Below are 17,013 nucleotides of genomic sequence, written 5' to 3'. Positions count from 1 at the left end.
GATTTCAAGTACCGTTTTGGTACCCGAGATATGAGGTCGGTACTGGCGAGGCCATCGGTGTATGGAGTAACGATTCGTGACGCTATTCATAAACTACTTCAGAAAACTTCAGTTTTACTACAGAAAACTACAGGTCAGATGTTAATAAATGTTAAGGTTCGAACCTATAACGAACCTAGGGTACCCCGAATCAGGGCAGCCCTAAAACATGTCAAAACATGACATTAGAGAATATATACAACCTTACAAAACTTTACATCAGGGATATATACAACTTGGCAAAACCCAACATTAGAGAATATATAGGCCAAGAAAAACCAATATACAGAGCTCCCCGAACGAATCGTTCTGTCAGGGTACAAGCGTACTTTTAGGTACGGTTGTTCCTGGTGTCGCAAAATGCGACACCAGAAATTGCTAACAAATGCTAACGTCAGAACCGAAAGGGTATCCATACTGCGGATACCCCGACCTCATTAGTAATGACCCCATCCCGGATGTTAACCAATGTTAACCTTATGATGGCATGAAATGTTAGTAAATGTTAGTCTAATGTTGACATTGAAAAAAATATAAAAAAAATTTTTACCTTATTAATAAATGGTTTTGAATGCTTTACATACACCTTTATATGTTTATGGTGTGCTATAGCCTGTTTTTGTGTATTATAGCCTGTTTGGGGCTCTGTTGACTTCTGGCGGTGAGTTGGATAGATTGGATATATCAAGCCCACCTAGGGCGTAAAACGAAGGGAGCGCAAGCATATGAATATTACTGGAATGAACCAGGGTAATACCGAAGATCAGGACGAGAAGAACGGCACCGGCTTATTTACACAGGAGCAGGTAAATGCCATTGTAAGCAAGAGGCTAAAGGAACAGAAGGCCACCCTTGCTGCAGAGCTTGACCAGAGGGAGAAAGATATAAATAAACGAGAGATGGCGATCAGAGCGGCGGAGTTGCTCAGTGAGAAAGGGTTAGATAAAAGCCTTGCATCTGTACTTAAATACGACACAGAGGACGAGTTAAAGACCGCTATAGATGCCATCAGCAATATACAGGGCATGAAAGCAGATCAGGACGGCAGCGGCAGGCCTGAGAGGCGTCATATAATCGAGAACAGGCTGCCAGAGTTTAGGGAGAGCATAGAGCCCGACCAGTTCAAGAAAGCTTTCGGCCTTGATTAGAGGCATATTCCCATTTGGGGAATCTGCTAAGAAAGAAAGGTGAATAATATGGCTATAAATTTAACAGATAAATTTGAACCTTATGTTGATGAGGTATTTACAAGTGACAGCAAGAAGTCACTGCTTACAAATAACGATTTTGAGTTCTCAGGAGCTCACACAGTCAAGGTGTACAAGATCAGCACCGGCAGCATGAACGACTACGACAGAACCGGGACCGGCTCAGGTGTTGAGGGTTCCAGATATGGCAAGGTGGAGAGCCTGGACGCCACAACAGAGGAGTTCACACTGAAAAAGGACAGATCATTCACATTTGCCATTGATAAGCTGGACACAGACGAGACAGCGCAGCAGTTACAGGCTGCATCAGCATTATCAAGACAGCAGAGGGCTGTTGTAGTCCCTGAGGTAGATACATACACCTATGGAGTCATGGCAGCAGGTGCAGGAAATACACCGGCAGCCAAGGAGCTGACAATTGATAATATCTATGATGAGATCACCGCAGCCACCGAGGCACTGGACGACGCAGAGGTGCCAGAAACAAGCCGTGTGCTTGTTGTAACACCTGCAATATACCGCTTGATGAAGAAGAGCAAGGATATAGTGCTTGAAACTGAGGTGGGGGCAGATATGCGAGCTAAGGGCGTTATAGGCAACCTGGACGGCCTCACAGTCATTAAGGTGCCAGCGGTAAGACTCCCGAAGGGGTTCGGCTTTATGGTGGCTCATCCGTGCGCTACCGTGGCACCTACGAAGTTAGAGGATTACAAGATCCATCAGGATGCACCGGGCATCAGTGGTGCACTTGTAGAAGGTCGTATAGTGTATGATGCCTTTGTTCTGGAGAACAAGAAGAAGGCTATATATTACCAGGCTGTGCCGGTGGCTTCACAGTCAACAGAGGGACACCAGTAAGGCAATAAATACGCCTATTCCTCCCCGTGGGGCGTATTTGACTATATATATTGTTTGTTGTAGAGCTCTCACAGTGCGTTGTGGGGGCTCTTTTGGTAAGGAGGCTTATAAATGACCAATGAAGAGCTTGTTGAGCTTATACAGAGCGGTGAGAACGTCACAGACAACATGGAACAACTATATAATCAGAATCATGGCATGATCTACAAGATTGCGAGAAGATACACCTGGGGGGCGTCCTTGGAAGATCTGACGCAGGAGGCTTATATCATACTGTATAAAGCTGCCATGCATTATGACAGGTCAAAGGGGGCCAACTTCTGCACATACATGATGATATGGCTTGATGGAAAGTTAAAAAGGTATGTCCGACAAACAAACCGTATTATTGGGCTACCTATATACAGGCAGGAACAAATATATAAATATAATACGATCAAGAGCATATACACACAGAAATATGGCCGAGAACCGTCACGGCGTGAATATGCGAACTATATAGGCGTTAAGCTGGAAGAGGTCGACAAGATAGAGGATATAATATATAGCACTGTAAAGAGCCTGGATAAGTCTATAGCAAGCGATGACGAGGATTCACACACTTTGAATGATATAGTAGGCAAGGAGTGCGAAGAATTGAACAATGCGCTGGATGATGCAGCAATGGCCGAGATCTGGGCGATTGCTGAGCGTGTATTATCTCCAAAACAGTGGGAAGTTATAGAAATGAAGTACAAGAATAAATGCACTATAAAAAACATGAAGGAAAAGCTGCAGAGTTCATACCAGGCAATCAACGATACAGAATATAGGGCATTATTGAGGTTAAAGCATAATGAAGCAGTGCAGAGCCTTGCGGAGAGTATGGGCATACCTATTTGACGCCCTAAGTTTGACTTAGTGTGTCAATGCCCTGGTGATACTACAACGATACTAAAATAAAAAAATACTATGGAAAAATGGAAAAATCAGCACGGAAAAGCACAGAAATAAACGGCTTGTAAGCTGTTGGAAAATATCAAACTAGTATTTTAATTTGGGATGTACCTTTATGTGTATTGAGGACGGACGAAAAAATGCTCTCCAGACATAATAAGCCGTGTGCCTGTATTCTGAATCACACTAATCTTCCGTCACTTCAGCTTGCTTATATTTGCACTGCGCTCTGCGCACGATAAGGGCGTTTGTGCGCGCCGCTCCGGCAATAAGCGCTGAAGTTCAGTCGATTACGCTATCGATTCAGAATACAGGCACGCGGCTTATTATAATATCTGGAGAGCAGTTTTTCTGTTAACGATAGCAGTTTATTGCTTATATTGGATTCGATTTACGAGTAATTATATTTGCGGTTGATTGCAGCCATAAAGAATGGTATCTTTTAGTCAGATATAAACATGATGAGTAAATATTATAATACGAGGAGAAAATTCTATGGATAGAGTAGAGAAAATGTTTGGCAGAATGAAAGCTGGCAAGTTATATAAATGTGTGGACTGGGATCCGGAGGGGAAGGCGAAGGATCTGGTTGATAAGTTCAATGGTGCTCCGAGGTCTGAGACAATGACAAGAACCGGCGAGTATCTTGGAAAATTATTCGCACACATGGGAAAGGAGTGTTACATAGAGCCGCCATTTTACTGCGACTATGGAACAAATATACATGTGGGAGACTATTTCTATGCAAATACAGGGCTGATAGTTCTGGATCAGTGTGACGTCATCATTGGAGATCATGCATTTCTGGGACCAAGGGTCAATATATACTGCGCAAGTCATCCGATAGATGCGATGATCAGAAATGCCGGTGTGGAGCTTGGCAAGCCGGTCACAATAGGCGATAATGTATGGATCGGCGGCAATACGGTCATCAATCCGGGTGTGACCATAGGTTCAAATGTTGTCATAGGCTCAGGGGCGGTTGTCACAAAGGATATTCCGGATGGTGTGATAGCTGCTGGAAATCCATGTAAAGTCATAAGACCGATAACAGAAAAAGATAAGCAATATTGGCTTGAACAGGTAAAGGAATTTGAGGCAGACACAGGCGAGCAGGTCCCTGGAGAGGACATATGGTAAATTACAGATTTACTTTCAGCTATGATGGCACACGTTATCACGGCTGGGAGAGCAAGACAAATGCGGATACAGTGGAGGGGCGAATAGAGGCGGTCCTCACCAGGATGGTCGACGCAAAGGTCGACATCCATGGTGCAGGCAGGACTGATGCGGGAGTGCATGCCAGAGCCATGGTGGCGAACGGAAGGCTAGAAACAGATAAGACTCCGGAAGAGATAAAAGATTATCTGAACAGATATCTGCCTGCGGATATCTGCGCGCTTGATGTTGCTGTGGCCGGGGACAGGTTTCATGCAAGGTTGAATGCAACCGGTAAAGTCTACGAATACACGCTGTATGTAGGTGCTGAGAAACCTGTATTTGACAGAAATTATGTGTGGTGTGTGCCGCAGGGCAGTGCACTTGATGTGGATGTGATGAAAAAGGCTGCATCGTATCTTGTCGGAAAGCATGATTTCAGATCTTTTTGTGGCAACAATAAGATGAAGAAATCCACGGTCAGAACCATATACGATGTGGATATAGTCAAGGAGGGAGACTACGTCCACATGAGATTCCATGGAAATGGCTTTTTGCAGAACATGGTGAGGATACTGACCGGAACACTGGTAGATGTTGGATATGGGAATATGAGTGCGGAGCATATTCCTGAGATCATAGCCGGGATGGACAGGCAGCTGGCGGGGCCTACGGCGCCTCCACATGGACTTTGCCTGATGAAGGTGGAATATGACTGAATACAATTAAGAAAATGGGGTTAAAACAGATGATAAAGAAGCTTGGAACAAAGTACAGGATAAAATGTATTATTGGAGCAGTGATATTTGCAGCAATCGGAATCTCCGGTGTTGCTGCAGCAATGGGGGTAGATGAAGGATCGATATGGATAGGGCTTGGATCCGCGATGTTCCTCGCATTTGCGGCATGGTTTGTATCCCTGGCAATAAGGCAGAGCAACATAAGAGACGTACTGGATTACTGCAAGAAGAAGCCAAATCCTGAATATGAGATGGAGAGGATAGAGCAGTTTTACAGATCAGGTGCTGCAGTGAATGGCCTCAGATTAAATAACGAGTTCTTCATGTATATCAAGGGTGACACGGTGAATTTTGCCGAGACCAGGGAGCTTATGTGGGTATATAAGCTCATAAACCAGAACAAAGTGTACGGAATTAAGGCGGGTAAGTCTTACCAGATCGAGGTCAGGCTGAATGATGGCAGCGGAATGGCGCTTCCGATGAGGAAGGAGAAGGACTGTGATGACACCCTTGCATACATAGAATGCATGGTTCCATACATAATAATAGGATACAACGATGAGATAAATAAGATATATAACCACAATCAGAAGGAACTGGAGAAAATGGTGGATGAGAGAAGACACCAGTACTTCCAGCAGGTTCCAATGAGATAGATAATGGCATGAGGTATATCTGTACAAAAAGGATGGTGGCATATGGGTATGGCGGATATTGACAGGCACAGCGGAATGGAGAAGCTGCGGGATATGCCTCAGGGAAGTCCGGAGGATGTGAAAATGCTCGGCCTGTTCATGGATGTGGGAGCCATGATGATCCGGAATGGCTCGGAGGTGAAGAGAGTGGAGGATACACTCAGACGAATGGGAGCTGCTTATGGAGCAGAGCGTATGGACGTATTTGCTATTACATCCACTCTGGTATGTACCATGAACATGCCGTATGGATCGGTGTGCTCCATGACCAGAGGAACCAGGGATGGGACAAAGACGGACTTCTGGAAGCTGGAGCGGATAAATGCCCTGAGCAGAGAGTATTGCAGACAGCCACTAGCCACTGAGGGCCTGAAAGAACGAATTGAAGAGATAGAGCAGGCATCAGCGCCGAGACTCCGGGTGTGCGTGGGAAGCGTGCTGGCGGCGGGAGCGCTTGCAGTATTCTTCGGCGGAACCATACTTGATGGAGCTATGGCGGCGGCATTTGCTGTGGGGATATGGCTGATGCAGATGTATTTCGCCCCGATATGTACCAACAACATACTGTTTAATTTTCTGTGTTCATTTGTCACAGGAGTGCTGATCGGACTGGCGGGGCGTGTGTTTCCAATACATGAGGACAAGGTCATGATAGGAGACATCATGCTGCTGATCCCGGGACTTGCGCTGACAAATGCAGTGAAGGACATGTTTGTCGGTGATACGATAACTGGAAGCCTGAGACTGGTTGAGTCAGTGCTGTGGGCGGCAGGCATAGCCTGCGGATTTGCATTGGCGGTATTTATCACGATTTAGGAGGTGCAGACAAGTGCAGCAAACGATCATACAGGTTGTCACTGCTCTATTAGGTTCGCTGGGATTTGCTTTTATGTTCAATCTAGGAAAGAGAAATGTGATACCGGCGGCGGTCAATGGAATGTGCACATGGATAGTATACATTCTGGTCAGAAATATCATAGATGACGTATTTATCCCATCTCTTGCGGCAAGCCTGTGGGCTGCCATATATGCTGAGATAGCGGCAAGGATCATGAAAGCACCAGCAAATCAGTATCTCATAGTCGGACTTATCCCGCTTCTGCCGGGGGCTCCGCTCTATTACACACTGAGCGCGGCATTTGATTCAGACTGGAAGGCCGCAAGCGCATATGGCAATTCCACAATGCTGTTCGTGCTTGGGATTGCGGTGGGAATAAGTGCAGTCTGTGGATGTGATGACATAATAAGGAGGCTTAAGAACAAAAAGGCGGAAAGCTTGAGTAAACACATATAAGGTGTTATGATACAGGTTAAGTGTTATATTAAGGAGATCGAGGGTTATGCTTGAGAAGTATGGAAAAAAGCTGTTTATATTGCTTGGATGTGATGTAGTATATTTTATATTGTGGGTTATACCGGCCATAAGGATACCTGCTTCATCTGCGATTTTTACCGGACTTGGGCTTATGACCATGACGGCACTCAGCTTTGTTGAGGTTGAGGATGATACATTTGACAGGGTGACAGGTGATGAGAAGTGGTTTAAGATAGCCTTTCTGGTGGGAGCGGCACTCACGCTTGTGGGAATCATACTCCTGCTGATGTTTTTCAAATTCTAAATATAATGTGGATTATAGATCCCTTCCGTATGATTAGGTACATCATACGGAAGGGATTTTTTCGTCTTAAGAATATCTTAAAGTTCCCGGCAATTGTTTCTTAATGTACACCCATTTTACAATACATTATGAGCAGAGACATTTCTGAAGTTTAATGTGAAGGGAGGCAGAAAATGTCAGGAAATTCGTGGCGGAAAACTGCGCTGGTCATGTCTGTACTTGCCGTATGTGGCATATGTGGCTGTGAGAACAGGTCGAGCGGTGATGAGGACAGGACAGAATACATATATGGTGATTCCATTGAGGAGGATCATGGCGGAGGACTACTCGGTATAAGGCTTGGCGTTCCTGATAGCTGTGATCTAACATTTGATACCGGTCATTCAAAGCTTTCGGAGATAAGTCTTTTGGATGATGACATACAGGTTGCAAATGTGGACAGGGCGTATACTGTAAGCTTTGACAGGATGAGGATGGATACGTCGAGGATACAGGACATGGTGGAGAGTGTATTTGACAAAAACCAGGGAATATATTGCCGTGATGACGGCGACGAGAATATGACGAAGGAGGAGATACAGAAGGAGATAGACCTCATAGAGGTGTACAGGCAGCAGGCTCTGGAAGAAGGGCAGCAGGATGTTGCGGAGATATATGAGAGTGACATAGCAGAGACGAAGAGGCGGATGAAGGAAGCCCCCGATTCGTATACGCCGGTCAGAGAATATACGACAAATAAGATATACATAGGCCAGCATGACGGTGAACAGTACAGCCTGTGGATATCCGGGGATGACACAGCAGATGCATCTGGCAGGGTAAGCATAGTATATGAGCCGGCGGGTGATCAGGAGCAGAAATATCTTGCAGATGTGGAAGATGCAGTGATGACGGAGACCGCCGGGCAAAACTATTTTGGCGGCGATATTGAAGACCAGGAAAATAAATGTGGGATAGATGAAAATACAGCAGAGCATGAAGCTCAGGCATTTCTGGATAGGATGGGAATATCCGGAATGGCAAAATGCGGAAGTCAGGCTGTGGTGAGGTCGTGGCTGGACAGCGGATTTGAAATTATAAAAGCTGAAAAGAATGGGTACATGTTCGAATTTGGAATACAGATCGGCGGAGTGGATACTGCCTATATAGACCCGACAGGAGTGGATAACCTGAAGAATAAAAATGGTTACGTCATGTACGAAGGTGACAGGATATCCGTATGTGTGGATGACAGCGGAGTGTTTAATGTGAGAGCAATCTTAAGTACGGATACGGATTCATTTGTCAGGGAAAAGGTGGATCTCCTAAGCTGGGAAGATATGGTGAATAAGGCTGACGATAACATAGCGGAATATTATGAAAAATATCCTACAGACTATTCAGAGGTGCGGTTTAACAATGTGAAATTTATGTATGTTCCCTGTATACAGGATGGAGAAAATCTTGTGTACATACCGGCATGGGTACTGACCCAGTCTGAAAATAATGACATCTCAGAGGAGCATGGCACATACGATAATATAGTGCAGCTTGTGTACATAAACGCAGTGGATGGAAGCTGTGTAGATATAATTGAGACTGCAAAATGTCTTGAGACATGGTACGGAACAGACCCGGAGACTGGGGCAGGAACAAAAACCATATCAAAATAAATGTGCTGATATGGTCAGGTGAAATGTCTAATATATGAATATTTGCGAAATGACAAGGAGGAAGATAATCATGGGAAAGAGAGCGACAAGAATAGCGGCATGTGTGCTGGCAGGAGTGATGGCGATGCAGATGACAGGATGTGGAAATAAAAAGGTTGATTATACATTGGATGGAGAGTCGGGTTCGGCAAGTGGATACAGTGATGATGGCAGTAACGATGCGGGTGGCAGCCTTGCAAAGAGTCTGGGAATCCCGGAGAAGTGTGATGAGACATTTGATGTGGGCAATTCGGGCTTGTCAGAGATAAGCTGTTCCGGTTCGATAGATATTCCTGATACGGATTCCATGAAGAGGGTATATTACAGCACTATGAAGCTTGATGCTGCACAGATACAGAGCATTGTCGAGGGACTCCTGGACAAGTCCCAGGGCATATATATCCGCAAGGATGGAGTGCAGACCAAGGATGAGCTGAAGAGTATGATAGAGAGTACAGAGAAGTTCAAGAAGGAGGCTCAGGGTCAGGGGGATGATTCGTCGGATGCCTGGTATGATACCCAGATAGAGACATACAAGAAGCAGATGGCAGATGCACCGGATTCACTTCCTTTGCTGGAGAATTATGATGACCCGTATTCATCGTATACAGGCAAATATGGAGACAAGGAATATACGGTGAGTATATCACAGTATGGCGGTGAGGATGACAATACAGACGCAGGTGTGTATATATCATTTTACAAATCCGAGAGTGAGGAGAACAAGCTTTTGGATGGTGTGAGCGGCGCAACATACACCTATGTGACGGGCATCAGCAATGCCACAGACATAGATCTGACCAATGTCACAAATGAGAGCAAACTCACGGAGAACGATGCCATATCCCAAGCGATGAATTTCCTCTCAAAGATGGGGATAGACGGTATGGAGAGTACAAAGACAGAGCCGCTTGCCAGAATATGGTCGGATGACAATGGCGAGGTAAAGCAGACCAAGGTGAGTGGATACTCGGTAACGCTCAGCAGGTCTATATACGGAGCAAAGGAGAGAGAGGGCGAATTATATAACGTTGACAATCTCCAGACACAGAATGGCTATATGTTTGAGCCTGGTGACAGTGTAACATTAAATATTGATGATGATGGAGTTGTAGATATGTTTGCCCAGCTTTACACAGATCCTTCATCCCTGCAGGCGGAGGATGTGGAACTCATGAGCTGGAACGACATGATCGCAAAGGCAAATGAGGGCATTGCAACATATTATGAGAAATACCAGACCAGATATGGCAAGGTTCAGTTCAACAACGTGGCACTCAGATACATGGCGACAGCAGATGACGATGGAAAGCTCTGCTACATTCCTGCATGGATATTTACACAGAGCGAGGAGCTCCGGGGACAGGACACGGTAGGGGAGATATCCCAGATTATATGTATAAATGCAATTGACGGAAGCTGCATTGACATAGTGGATAATGCCAAGAATATGAAGTTGTGGGAGACGTATTAAATGGATTATTACATCTAAATCTATCAAAAATTACATTTGCATTAATTATCACAAATTAGGGTATATAATATGTTTTGGTGTTAGCTTGTGTAATTTATGTGCAGATGATATTATGAATGATAGGAGAAGTTGTGAGATTTGTTTATAATACATTTATCTTGGATAGGGCAGAATATGCAAAAATCTGCAGAGAAATAAATACGAATTATAGTAAATACGAAGGAAAAACATACGCAGTACATATTTCGTATGGAATAGATAATAAACCATATTGGTATTATTTTGAGAATCATGGATATGATAACTATAATATATATATGAGAATAGAAATGTAAGGGGGCGTAGTTATGGAAGAATTAAGAAAACTGCTCAACAATATAGATGATTCTTATTTTGAGTTTGTCTCGGCTATGGAGCATTATGCTCAGAAGAATGCAGAAAGATTAGAAATGCTCACTGCTTATATCAAAAGAAATCCAGGCGTAAAATCCGCAGATGTTATAAAGTTTGTTTCGGATCAGCCGGATTTTGCAGATGATGCCGCTTACATGAGGGTATGCTAGATATTGTAGTTATAAGAAAGTAATAAAAATACAGACAGTCAATTGTTTTTTGAGGTCACTTCATTCACAATTGTGCTGTCTGTATTTTTATTTGAAAGTATCAGTTTTAAGCTGACTAATTCTACAGGTGAAGGACTCTGTCCTTGATCTCCTGTGTACGTCCCTGATTCCAGAACTGGGTTCCGATATAACCGCAGGTACGTCTTGCAACGAAGAGAGTGTTCTGGTCGCGGTTGCCGCAGTTAGGGCACTCCCACACCAACTTGCCATAATCGTCTGTCACGATCTTAATCTCGCCGTCATAGCCACATTTCTCACAGTAGTCGCTCTTGGTGTTGAGCTCTGCATAGAGAATGTTGTCGTATATGAACTTCATGACTTCAAGGACTGCGTCTATGTTATTCTGGAGGTTTGGAACCTCAACATAGCTGATGGCGCCGCCCGGTGACAGCTTCTGGAATTCTGACTCAAACTTCAGCTTGCTGAAGGCGTCTATGTGCTCGGTTACATGTACGTGATAGCTGTTGGTTATGTAATTCTTGTCTGTTACGCCCGGGATGATGCCGAAACGCTTCTGCAGATTCTTGGCAAATTTATAAGTAGTGGACTCCATAGGTGTTCCGTATACGGAATAGCTGATATTCTCAGCGGCCTTCCACTCAGCACATTTGTCGTTGAGCTTCTGCATTACAGCGAGCGCAAATTTCTTGCCTTCCTCGGATGTATGTGTTTTGCCGATCATACGGACACACATTTCGCAGAGACCGGCATAGCCAAGGGAAATAGTTGAGTAGCCGCCGAAGAGCAGCTTGTCAATCTTCTCGCCTTTCTTAAGTCTTGCCAGCGCACCGTGCTGCCACAGTATAGGAGCGACATCTGATATGGTTCCGAGCAGTCTTTCATGTCTGCATCTGAGTGCCTTGTGACAAAGCTCAAGACGCTCGTCCAGGATCTTCCAGAACTTGTCCATGTCGCCGTATGATGAACATGCCACATCAACAAGATTGATGGTCACGACACCCTGGTTAAAACGTCCGTAATATTTGCGGGATCCATCAGGATTCCTGATGCCGTCCTCCTTTGTAGGAAATGATCTGCAGCCCATGCATGGATATACGTCGCCGTCCTTCATCTCTCTCATGACTTTGGCGGAGATGTAGTCAGGAACCATACGTTTTGCGGTGCATTTGGCGGCAAGCTCAGTCAGATACCAGTATTTGGAATCTGTGGTGATGTTGTCCTCGTCCAGAACATATATGAGCTTAGGAAATGCCGGAGTGATCCAGATTCCCTTCTCGTTCTTAACTCCTTTGATCCTCTGATTCAGGACCTCCTCTATGATGAGTGCCAGGTCATCCCTTGTCTGTCCCTCAGGAACCTCATCCAGGTACATGAACATGGTGACAAATGGTGCCTGTCCGTTACATGTCATCAGGGTGATGAGCTGGTACTGTATAGTCTGTATTCCACTTTTGACCTCGTTCAGAAGTCTCTTCTCTGTTATCTTGTCGATAATGGCATCATCAAGGGATTCGCCACAGTCCTTGCGCTCCTCGATGACCTGTGCACGGAGCTTCTTCCTGCTAACATCCACAAATGGTGCCAGATGAGACAAGGTAAATGTCTGCCCGCCGTACTGGTTGCTGGCAACCTGTGCCACGATCTGCGTGGTGACGTTGCATGCCGTGAAGAAGCTGTGCGGCTTCTCGATCATGGTCTCACTGATCACTGTTCCGTTCTGCAGCATATCCTCAAGGTTGATGAGGTCACAGTTGTGCTCCTTCTGAGCGTAGTAGTCAGAATCATGGAAATGTATGATTCCGGCCTCATGTGCCTCAACTATATCCTCAGGCAGAAGCATTCTCTTGGTCAGATCTTTTGATACCTCACCGGCCATGTAGTCACGCTGTGTCGAGTTGATCACCGGATTCTTGTTGGAGTTTTCCTGATTGACTTCCTCGTTCATATGGTCTATGAGCGCAAGGATTCCGTTGTCCGTGGTGTTGGACTTACGTGCGAGCTCTCTCTTGTAACGGTAACGCACATATTTCTGTGCAACCTCATATCCTCTCATCTCCATGATACCGGTCTCGACCATATCCTGAATGTCCTCCACGTGAACTGCGTGGGACATTGATTCTATCTGTTTCTCCAGGTTGTCCGCGATGGCGTGAACCTGATATTCGTTGAGCTGGTGGAGTTTGTCAACCTCATTGTTGGCAGCTTTGATGGCATTCTCGATCTTTGACAGGTCAAATGTCACCTCTTCTCCATTCCTTTTGATTACGTGTACGTGTGTTTTAGCTTCCTCTGACACAGCAATAGCCTCCCTCTTCCAATTCAATGGTAAATTTAATCGTAATATTCCAATCATTCAAGTTAACTGAAATCAGGCCAATCAGGTCTGGTTCGACGTAATATAGTAGATGCGGCTGCCTGTGCCGCATGGAATTATTTATAAAGGAAAAATATGCAATAATTATTGTGAACACAATATATTTGGTGGAAATAATGTGAAGCACCCACTAGATATTGTGCTCTGTTATTATAGTCATCACAAATGATATTGTAAAGATGAAAAATGTGCTTTTACACAATAAAAATCCCGTGAGGCGCATAAACCTTGACAAATTTTGAGAAAAAATTTTTGAGGGCTGTCAAAGCCTTGACAAGCAACCATAAAAAGTGATACACACTTATATGAATACAATTTCTAACAGGTATTAATACAAATATCAAGGAGATAAAAAAATGCAGGAATTAAAGCCAATCAAAGAAGGTAAGGTACGTGAGATTTATGACAATGGAGACAGCCTGATCATGGTAGCTACAGACCGTATAAGCTGCTTCGATGTCATCCTCGACAATGTAATTTCCAAGAAGGGAACAGTTCTGACACAGATGTCAAAGTTCTGGTTTGACATGACACAGGACATTCTTCCTAACCACATGATCTCAGTTGATGTAAAAGATATGCCTGAGTTCTTCCAGCAGGAGAAGTTCGATGGCAACAGCATGATGTGCAGAAAGCTTGAGATGCTTCCAATCGAGTGTATCGTTCGTGGATACATCACAGGAAGCGGTTGGGCAAGCTACAAGGAGAATGGCACAGTATGTGGAATCAAGCTCCCAGAGGGATTAAAGGAGTCTGATAAGCTTCCTGAGCCTATCTACACACCATCAACAAAGGCCGAGATTGGCGATCACGATGAGAATATATCATATGAGCAGAGCATTGCTCACCTTGAGAAGTACTTCCCTGGCAAGGGCGAGGAGTACGCTTCAAAGCTCAAGGAGTACACCATCACACTTTACAAGAAGTGTGCAGAGTACGCACTTACAAGAGGAATCATCATTGCAGATACAAAATTTGAGTTTGGTCTCGATGAGAATGGCAACATCGTTCTCGGCGATGAGATGCTCACACCGGACAGCTCAAGATTCTGGCCAGCAGATGTATATGAGCCAGGTCATGGCCAGCCATCATTTGACAAGCAGTTCGCACGTGACTGGCTGAAGGCTAATCCTGACAAGGGCTGGAAGCTTCCTGATGATGTCGCACAGAAGACCATCGACATCTACCTTGAGGGCTATGAGAAGCTCACAGGCAAGCCACTTGGAAAGTAATCAGTACATTATAATATATAGATGCAGTGTTGAGTGATGGCGGATAAACCGTATGTCACTGGATGTCTGCATGGCAGAAAAAAGACTCCCGGCGCAATGATATGTCCGGGAGCCTTTTTTTAAAGCATTTTCGCCAAAAGATAAAAACACAAAGTTATCTGACACCCGGCGGACAAGCCCTGAACTGGGAAATGACCGAAAATAGAGACTCATCAGGTTGTGAACTTCGTTGAAATAAATGTCTCCGGGTGGTAAAGTGTAAATGTTATGAAAAGGCAAAATCAAATGAGATTTTACAAGGAGGTAACAATGAAGAATATGCTGCGTGTGGCAGCCGTTACGCCGAAGGTTCATATCGGAAGTGTCAGCGGAAATGTCAGAGAGATAATGGATATATATGAAGAGTATAAGGATGCTGCGGATGTCATAGTGACGCCAGAGTTGTCTATCACGGGATATACCTGTGCGGATCTGTTTGAGAACAGAAAGCTCATAGATGGTGCGAGAAGAGGACTTCTTCAGCTTGCCATGGCTACATGTACTGGTCAGTCGGCACTGGTGGTCGGTCTGCCATTTGAGGTGGACGGAGAGCTGTTCAACTGTGCGGCGTTCCTGCAGGGTGGAAGAGTCGTGGCCATCGTGCCGAAGACTTACCTTCCAAACTACGGTGAGTTCTACGAGAAGAGATGGTTCTCAGCCAGAAAGTATGATGCGGTGATGGTCAATCTCATGGACCCGGAAGATGATGGAGATGAGCTTGAATACAATGCCGGTTCAAAGAAAGCCGGGGACAGGGCTGTTGGCAGTGAAGTGCTGTTTGGCAACAATGTGATGATAGAGATGGGCAGCGGAGAACAGAGGGTCAAGCTTGGCATAGAGATATGCGAGGACGCCTGGACTCCGGTTTCGCCGGGAAGACTTCTCGCCATGGCGGGAGCAGAGGTGATACTCAATCTTTCCGCGTCAAATGAGGTCATAGGAAAGGCTGCATACAGGCACAAGCTGATAGGAAGTGTGTCATCGGACTGCCTGTGCGGATATGTGTATGTGTCCGCTGGAATGTATGAGTCCACATCGGATCTGGTATTTTCAGGACACAATCTGATGTACGAGAACGGCAAACTCCTCGGCGAGGTAAAGCCATTTGAGGACGGAGTATTGATCAGGGATATAAGTCTTACCAAGATAAGACACGACAGGATAGCCAACAAGTCATTTGCCGACTGTAAGCGTGATTTCGCATTCAGAAAGTATGAGACGGTGGTGTGCGATACTCCGCTCATGGACAAAGGAAATGTGCTCATGAAGGTGAAGATGACACCATTTGTCCCATCGGGAAATAAGCTTGAGAGGTGCATGGCGATATTCAAGATGCAGGTTGCCGGACTTCAGAGAAGGATAGAGGCGACCCACTGCAAATGTGTGGTCGTGGGAGTGTCAGGTGGACTTGATTCTACACTGGCTCTGCTAGTTTCGGCACAGGCGGTGAAGAATGCGGGACTTCCATCCACAACTGTCGTGGGAATCACCATGCCGGGATTTGGAACGACAAACAGGACGAAGAACAACTCCACGGAACTCATGAGACTGCTCGGCTGTGACAGCAGAGAGATAAGCATAGCTGCATCGGTGAGACAGCATTTTGCCGATATTGGACAGGACGAGAGCGTGCATGACGTCACTTATGAGAACTGTCAGGCGAGGGAGAGAACACAGATACTCATGGATGTCGCCAACAAGGAGGGCGGATTCGTGGTTGGAACCGGAGATCTCTCGGAGCTGGCACTTGGCTGGTGCACCTACAACGGCGACCATATGAGCATGTATGCGGTGAATACAAGTATACCAAAGACGCTGGTGCGCTCACTTGTGAACGAAGTCGGACACTTCATGGAGGTTGACGGATTTGCGGGCATCGCGCCGATCATAGACGATATTATAGACACACCGGTCAGCCCGGAGCTGTTGCCACCGAACCCGGACGGAACCATCGCGCAGAAGACGGAGGACACCGTGGGATCATACATCCTGCACGATTTCTTCTTATATTATACACTGCGATATGGAATGTCCCCTGAGGAGGTAAATGAGCTGTGCAAGGAGGCTGTAAGACAGAGTGACGAGTACAATTTCTCAGACAGCGAGATCGATAAATGGCAGAAGGTATTCTACACGAGATTCTTCCGCCAGCAGTTCAAGAGGAACTGTATGCCGGACGGTGTGAAGGTTGGAACCGTGTCGGTCAGCCCGAGAGGAGATCTGAGACTGCCGTCTGAGATAGAATTTGAGGATTTTTTGTAGACATTTGCCTGGGATAGTTATTAACGTGGCAGAATCATAATAGCATACAAAGACAAATGTCTACAAAAGTCGTGTATATATTTTATATGAATAATATAATTTAG

Annotated in this window: 16 protein-coding genes; 15 read left to right on the top strand and 1 reads right to left on the bottom strand. The window is 45.3% G+C overall.

What is annotated here, in order from left to right:
* The first annotated feature begins 764 nt into the window (after nt 1-764).
* The 13 genes from DWW70_RS10075 (at nt 765) to DWW70_RS10015 (ending at nt 10,981) form a co-directional block, all read left to right on the top strand.
* Nucleotides 765-1,187, top strand: coding sequence for a hypothetical protein (locus DWW70_RS10075; RefSeq protein WP_118649797.1), 423 nt, complete (start codon nt 765-767; stop codon nt 1,185-1,187).
* Nucleotides 1,188-1,235: 48 nt separating this feature from the next.
* Complete coding sequence (locus DWW70_RS10070) at nt 1,236-2,105, top strand: hypothetical protein (RefSeq protein WP_118649796.1); 870 nt, start codon at nt 1,236-1,238, stop codon at nt 2,103-2,105.
* 111 nt (nt 2,106-2,216) lie between these two features.
* The gene (locus DWW70_RS10065) at nt 2,217-2,987 is read left to right on the top strand and encodes a sigma-70 family RNA polymerase sigma factor (protein ID WP_118649795.1); all 771 of its coding nucleotides are present in this window, start codon (nt 2,217-2,219) and stop codon (nt 2,985-2,987) included.
* Between the two features lie 549 nt (nt 2,988-3,536).
* The gene (locus tag DWW70_RS10060; protein ID WP_055222920.1) at nt 3,537-4,181 is read left to right on the top strand and encodes a sugar O-acetyltransferase; all 645 of its coding nucleotides are present in this window, start codon (nt 3,537-3,539) and stop codon (nt 4,179-4,181) included.
* Entirely contained in the window at nt 4,175-4,918 is a 744-nt protein-coding gene (gene truA, locus DWW70_RS10055) for a tRNA pseudouridine(38-40) synthase TruA (RefSeq protein WP_055222922.1), read from the top strand. The genes DWW70_RS10060 and truA overlap by 7 nt, the downstream gene beginning before the upstream one ends.
* Before the next feature lie 29 nt (nt 4,919-4,947).
* Nucleotides 4,948-5,595, top strand: coding sequence for a DUF6709 family protein (locus tag DWW70_RS10050; RefSeq protein WP_055222924.1), 648 nt, complete (start codon nt 4,948-4,950; stop codon nt 5,593-5,595).
* A 42-nt stretch (nt 5,596-5,637) separates the two neighbouring features.
* Nucleotides 5,638-6,450 carry a threonine/serine exporter family protein gene (locus tag DWW70_RS10045; RefSeq protein WP_118649794.1) on the top strand — a complete coding sequence of 271 codons (813 nt, stop codon included), beginning with the start codon at nt 5,638-5,640 and terminating at the stop codon, nt 6,448-6,450.
* Nucleotides 6,451-6,463: 13 nt separating this feature from the next.
* A complete protein-coding gene (locus tag DWW70_RS10040) occupies nt 6,464-6,928 on the top strand; it encodes a threonine/serine exporter family protein (RefSeq protein ID WP_022216862.1) in 465 nt (154 codons plus the stop codon).
* Nucleotides 6,929-6,974: 46 nt separating this feature from the next.
* Nucleotides 6,975-7,253 (top strand): hypothetical protein, encoded by a 279-nt coding sequence (locus DWW70_RS10035; RefSeq protein ID WP_015533590.1) that lies wholly within the window; start codon nt 6,975-6,977, stop codon nt 7,251-7,253.
* 173 nt (nt 7,254-7,426) lie between these two features.
* Nucleotides 7,427-8,905, top strand: a complete 1,479-nt coding sequence (locus DWW70_RS10030) for a DUF6034 family protein (protein WP_118649793.1) — start codon at nt 7,427-7,429, stop codon at nt 8,903-8,905.
* Nucleotides 8,906-8,975: 70 nt separating this feature from the next.
* Nucleotides 8,976-10,418 carry a DUF6034 family protein gene (locus DWW70_RS10025; protein WP_118649792.1) on the top strand — a complete coding sequence of 481 codons (1,443 nt, stop codon included), beginning with the start codon at nt 8,976-8,978 and terminating at the stop codon, nt 10,416-10,418.
* Nucleotides 10,419-10,549: 131 nt separating this feature from the next.
* Nucleotides 10,550-10,753 carry a hypothetical protein gene (locus DWW70_RS10020; protein WP_055280430.1) on the top strand — a complete coding sequence of 68 codons (204 nt, stop codon included), beginning with the start codon at nt 10,550-10,552 and terminating at the stop codon, nt 10,751-10,753.
* A 12-nt stretch (nt 10,754-10,765) separates the two neighbouring features.
* On the top strand, nt 10,766-10,981 hold the full coding sequence (locus tag DWW70_RS10015; protein WP_117551001.1) for a hypothetical protein: 216 nt from the start codon (nt 10,766-10,768) through the stop codon (nt 10,979-10,981).
* A gap of 121 nt (nt 10,982-11,102) precedes the next feature.
* On the opposite strand, the gene nrdD is transcribed toward DWW70_RS10015, so the two are convergent.
* Entirely contained in the window at nt 11,103-13,298 is a 2,196-nt protein-coding gene (gene nrdD, locus DWW70_RS10010; protein ID WP_022216859.1) for an anaerobic ribonucleoside-triphosphate reductase, read from the bottom strand.
* Nucleotides 13,299-13,732: 434 nt separating this feature from the next.
* Here nrdD and DWW70_RS10005 point away from each other — a divergent pair, with 434 nt between their 5' ends.
* Both DWW70_RS10005 and DWW70_RS10000 read left to right on the top strand, forming a co-directional pair.
* The gene (locus DWW70_RS10005; protein WP_015533595.1) at nt 13,733-14,608 is read left to right on the top strand and encodes a phosphoribosylaminoimidazolesuccinocarboxamide synthase; all 876 of its coding nucleotides are present in this window, start codon (nt 13,733-13,735) and stop codon (nt 14,606-14,608) included.
* Between the two features lie 309 nt (nt 14,609-14,917).
* Complete coding sequence (locus DWW70_RS10000) at nt 14,918-16,909, top strand: NAD(+) synthase (protein WP_118649790.1); 1,992 nt, start codon at nt 14,918-14,920, stop codon at nt 16,907-16,909.
* Nucleotides 16,910-17,013: the final 104 nt, after the last annotated feature.

Source organism: Coprococcus sp. AF16-5, from assembly GCF_003479365.1.
In the GTDB taxonomy this organism is placed as follows: domain Bacteria; phylum Bacillota; class Clostridia; order Lachnospirales; family Lachnospiraceae; genus Coprococcus; species Coprococcus aceti.
Note: the sequence above shows the minus strand (reverse complement) of the source record. Positions and strands in the feature narration are given on the sequence as shown.

Bases quoted from the DNA above. Each gene is read 5' to 3' on its own strand.
- DWW70_RS10005 (WP_015533595.1), top strand. From the start codon at position 13,733: ATGCAGGAATTAAAGCCAATCAAAGAAGGTAAGGTACGTGAGATTTAT.
- DWW70_RS10060 (WP_055222920.1), top strand. From the start codon at position 3,537: ATGGATAGAGTAGAGAAAATGTTTGGCAGAATGAAAGCTGGCAAGTTA.
- DWW70_RS10015 (WP_117551001.1), top strand. From the start codon at position 10,766: ATGGAAGAATTAAGAAAACTGCTCAACAATATAGATGATTCTTATTTT.
- DWW70_RS10030 (WP_118649793.1), top strand. From the start codon at position 7,427: ATGTCAGGAAATTCGTGGCGGAAAACTGCGCTGGTCATGTCTGTACTT.
- DWW70_RS10050 (WP_055222924.1), top strand. From the start codon at position 4,948: ATGATAAAGAAGCTTGGAACAAAGTACAGGATAAAATGTATTATTGGA.
- DWW70_RS10070 (WP_118649796.1), top strand. From the start codon at position 1,236: ATGGCTATAAATTTAACAGATAAATTTGAACCTTATGTTGATGAGGTA.
- DWW70_RS10035 (WP_015533590.1), top strand. From the start codon at position 6,975: ATGCTTGAGAAGTATGGAAAAAAGCTGTTTATATTGCTTGGATGTGAT.
- DWW70_RS10025 (WP_118649792.1), top strand. From the start codon at position 8,976: ATGGGAAAGAGAGCGACAAGAATAGCGGCATGTGTGCTGGCAGGAGTG.
- DWW70_RS10065 (WP_118649795.1), top strand. From the start codon at position 2,217: ATGACCAATGAAGAGCTTGTTGAGCTTATACAGAGCGGTGAGAACGTC.
- DWW70_RS10045 (WP_118649794.1), top strand. From the start codon at position 5,638: ATGGGTATGGCGGATATTGACAGGCACAGCGGAATGGAGAAGCTGCGG.
- DWW70_RS10000 (WP_118649790.1), top strand. From the start codon at position 14,918: ATGAAGAATATGCTGCGTGTGGCAGCCGTTACGCCGAAGGTTCATATC.
- truA (WP_055222922.1), top strand. From the start codon at position 4,175: ATGGTAAATTACAGATTTACTTTCAGCTATGATGGCACACGTTATCAC.
- DWW70_RS10075 (WP_118649797.1), top strand. From the start codon at position 765: ATGAATATTACTGGAATGAACCAGGGTAATACCGAAGATCAGGACGAG.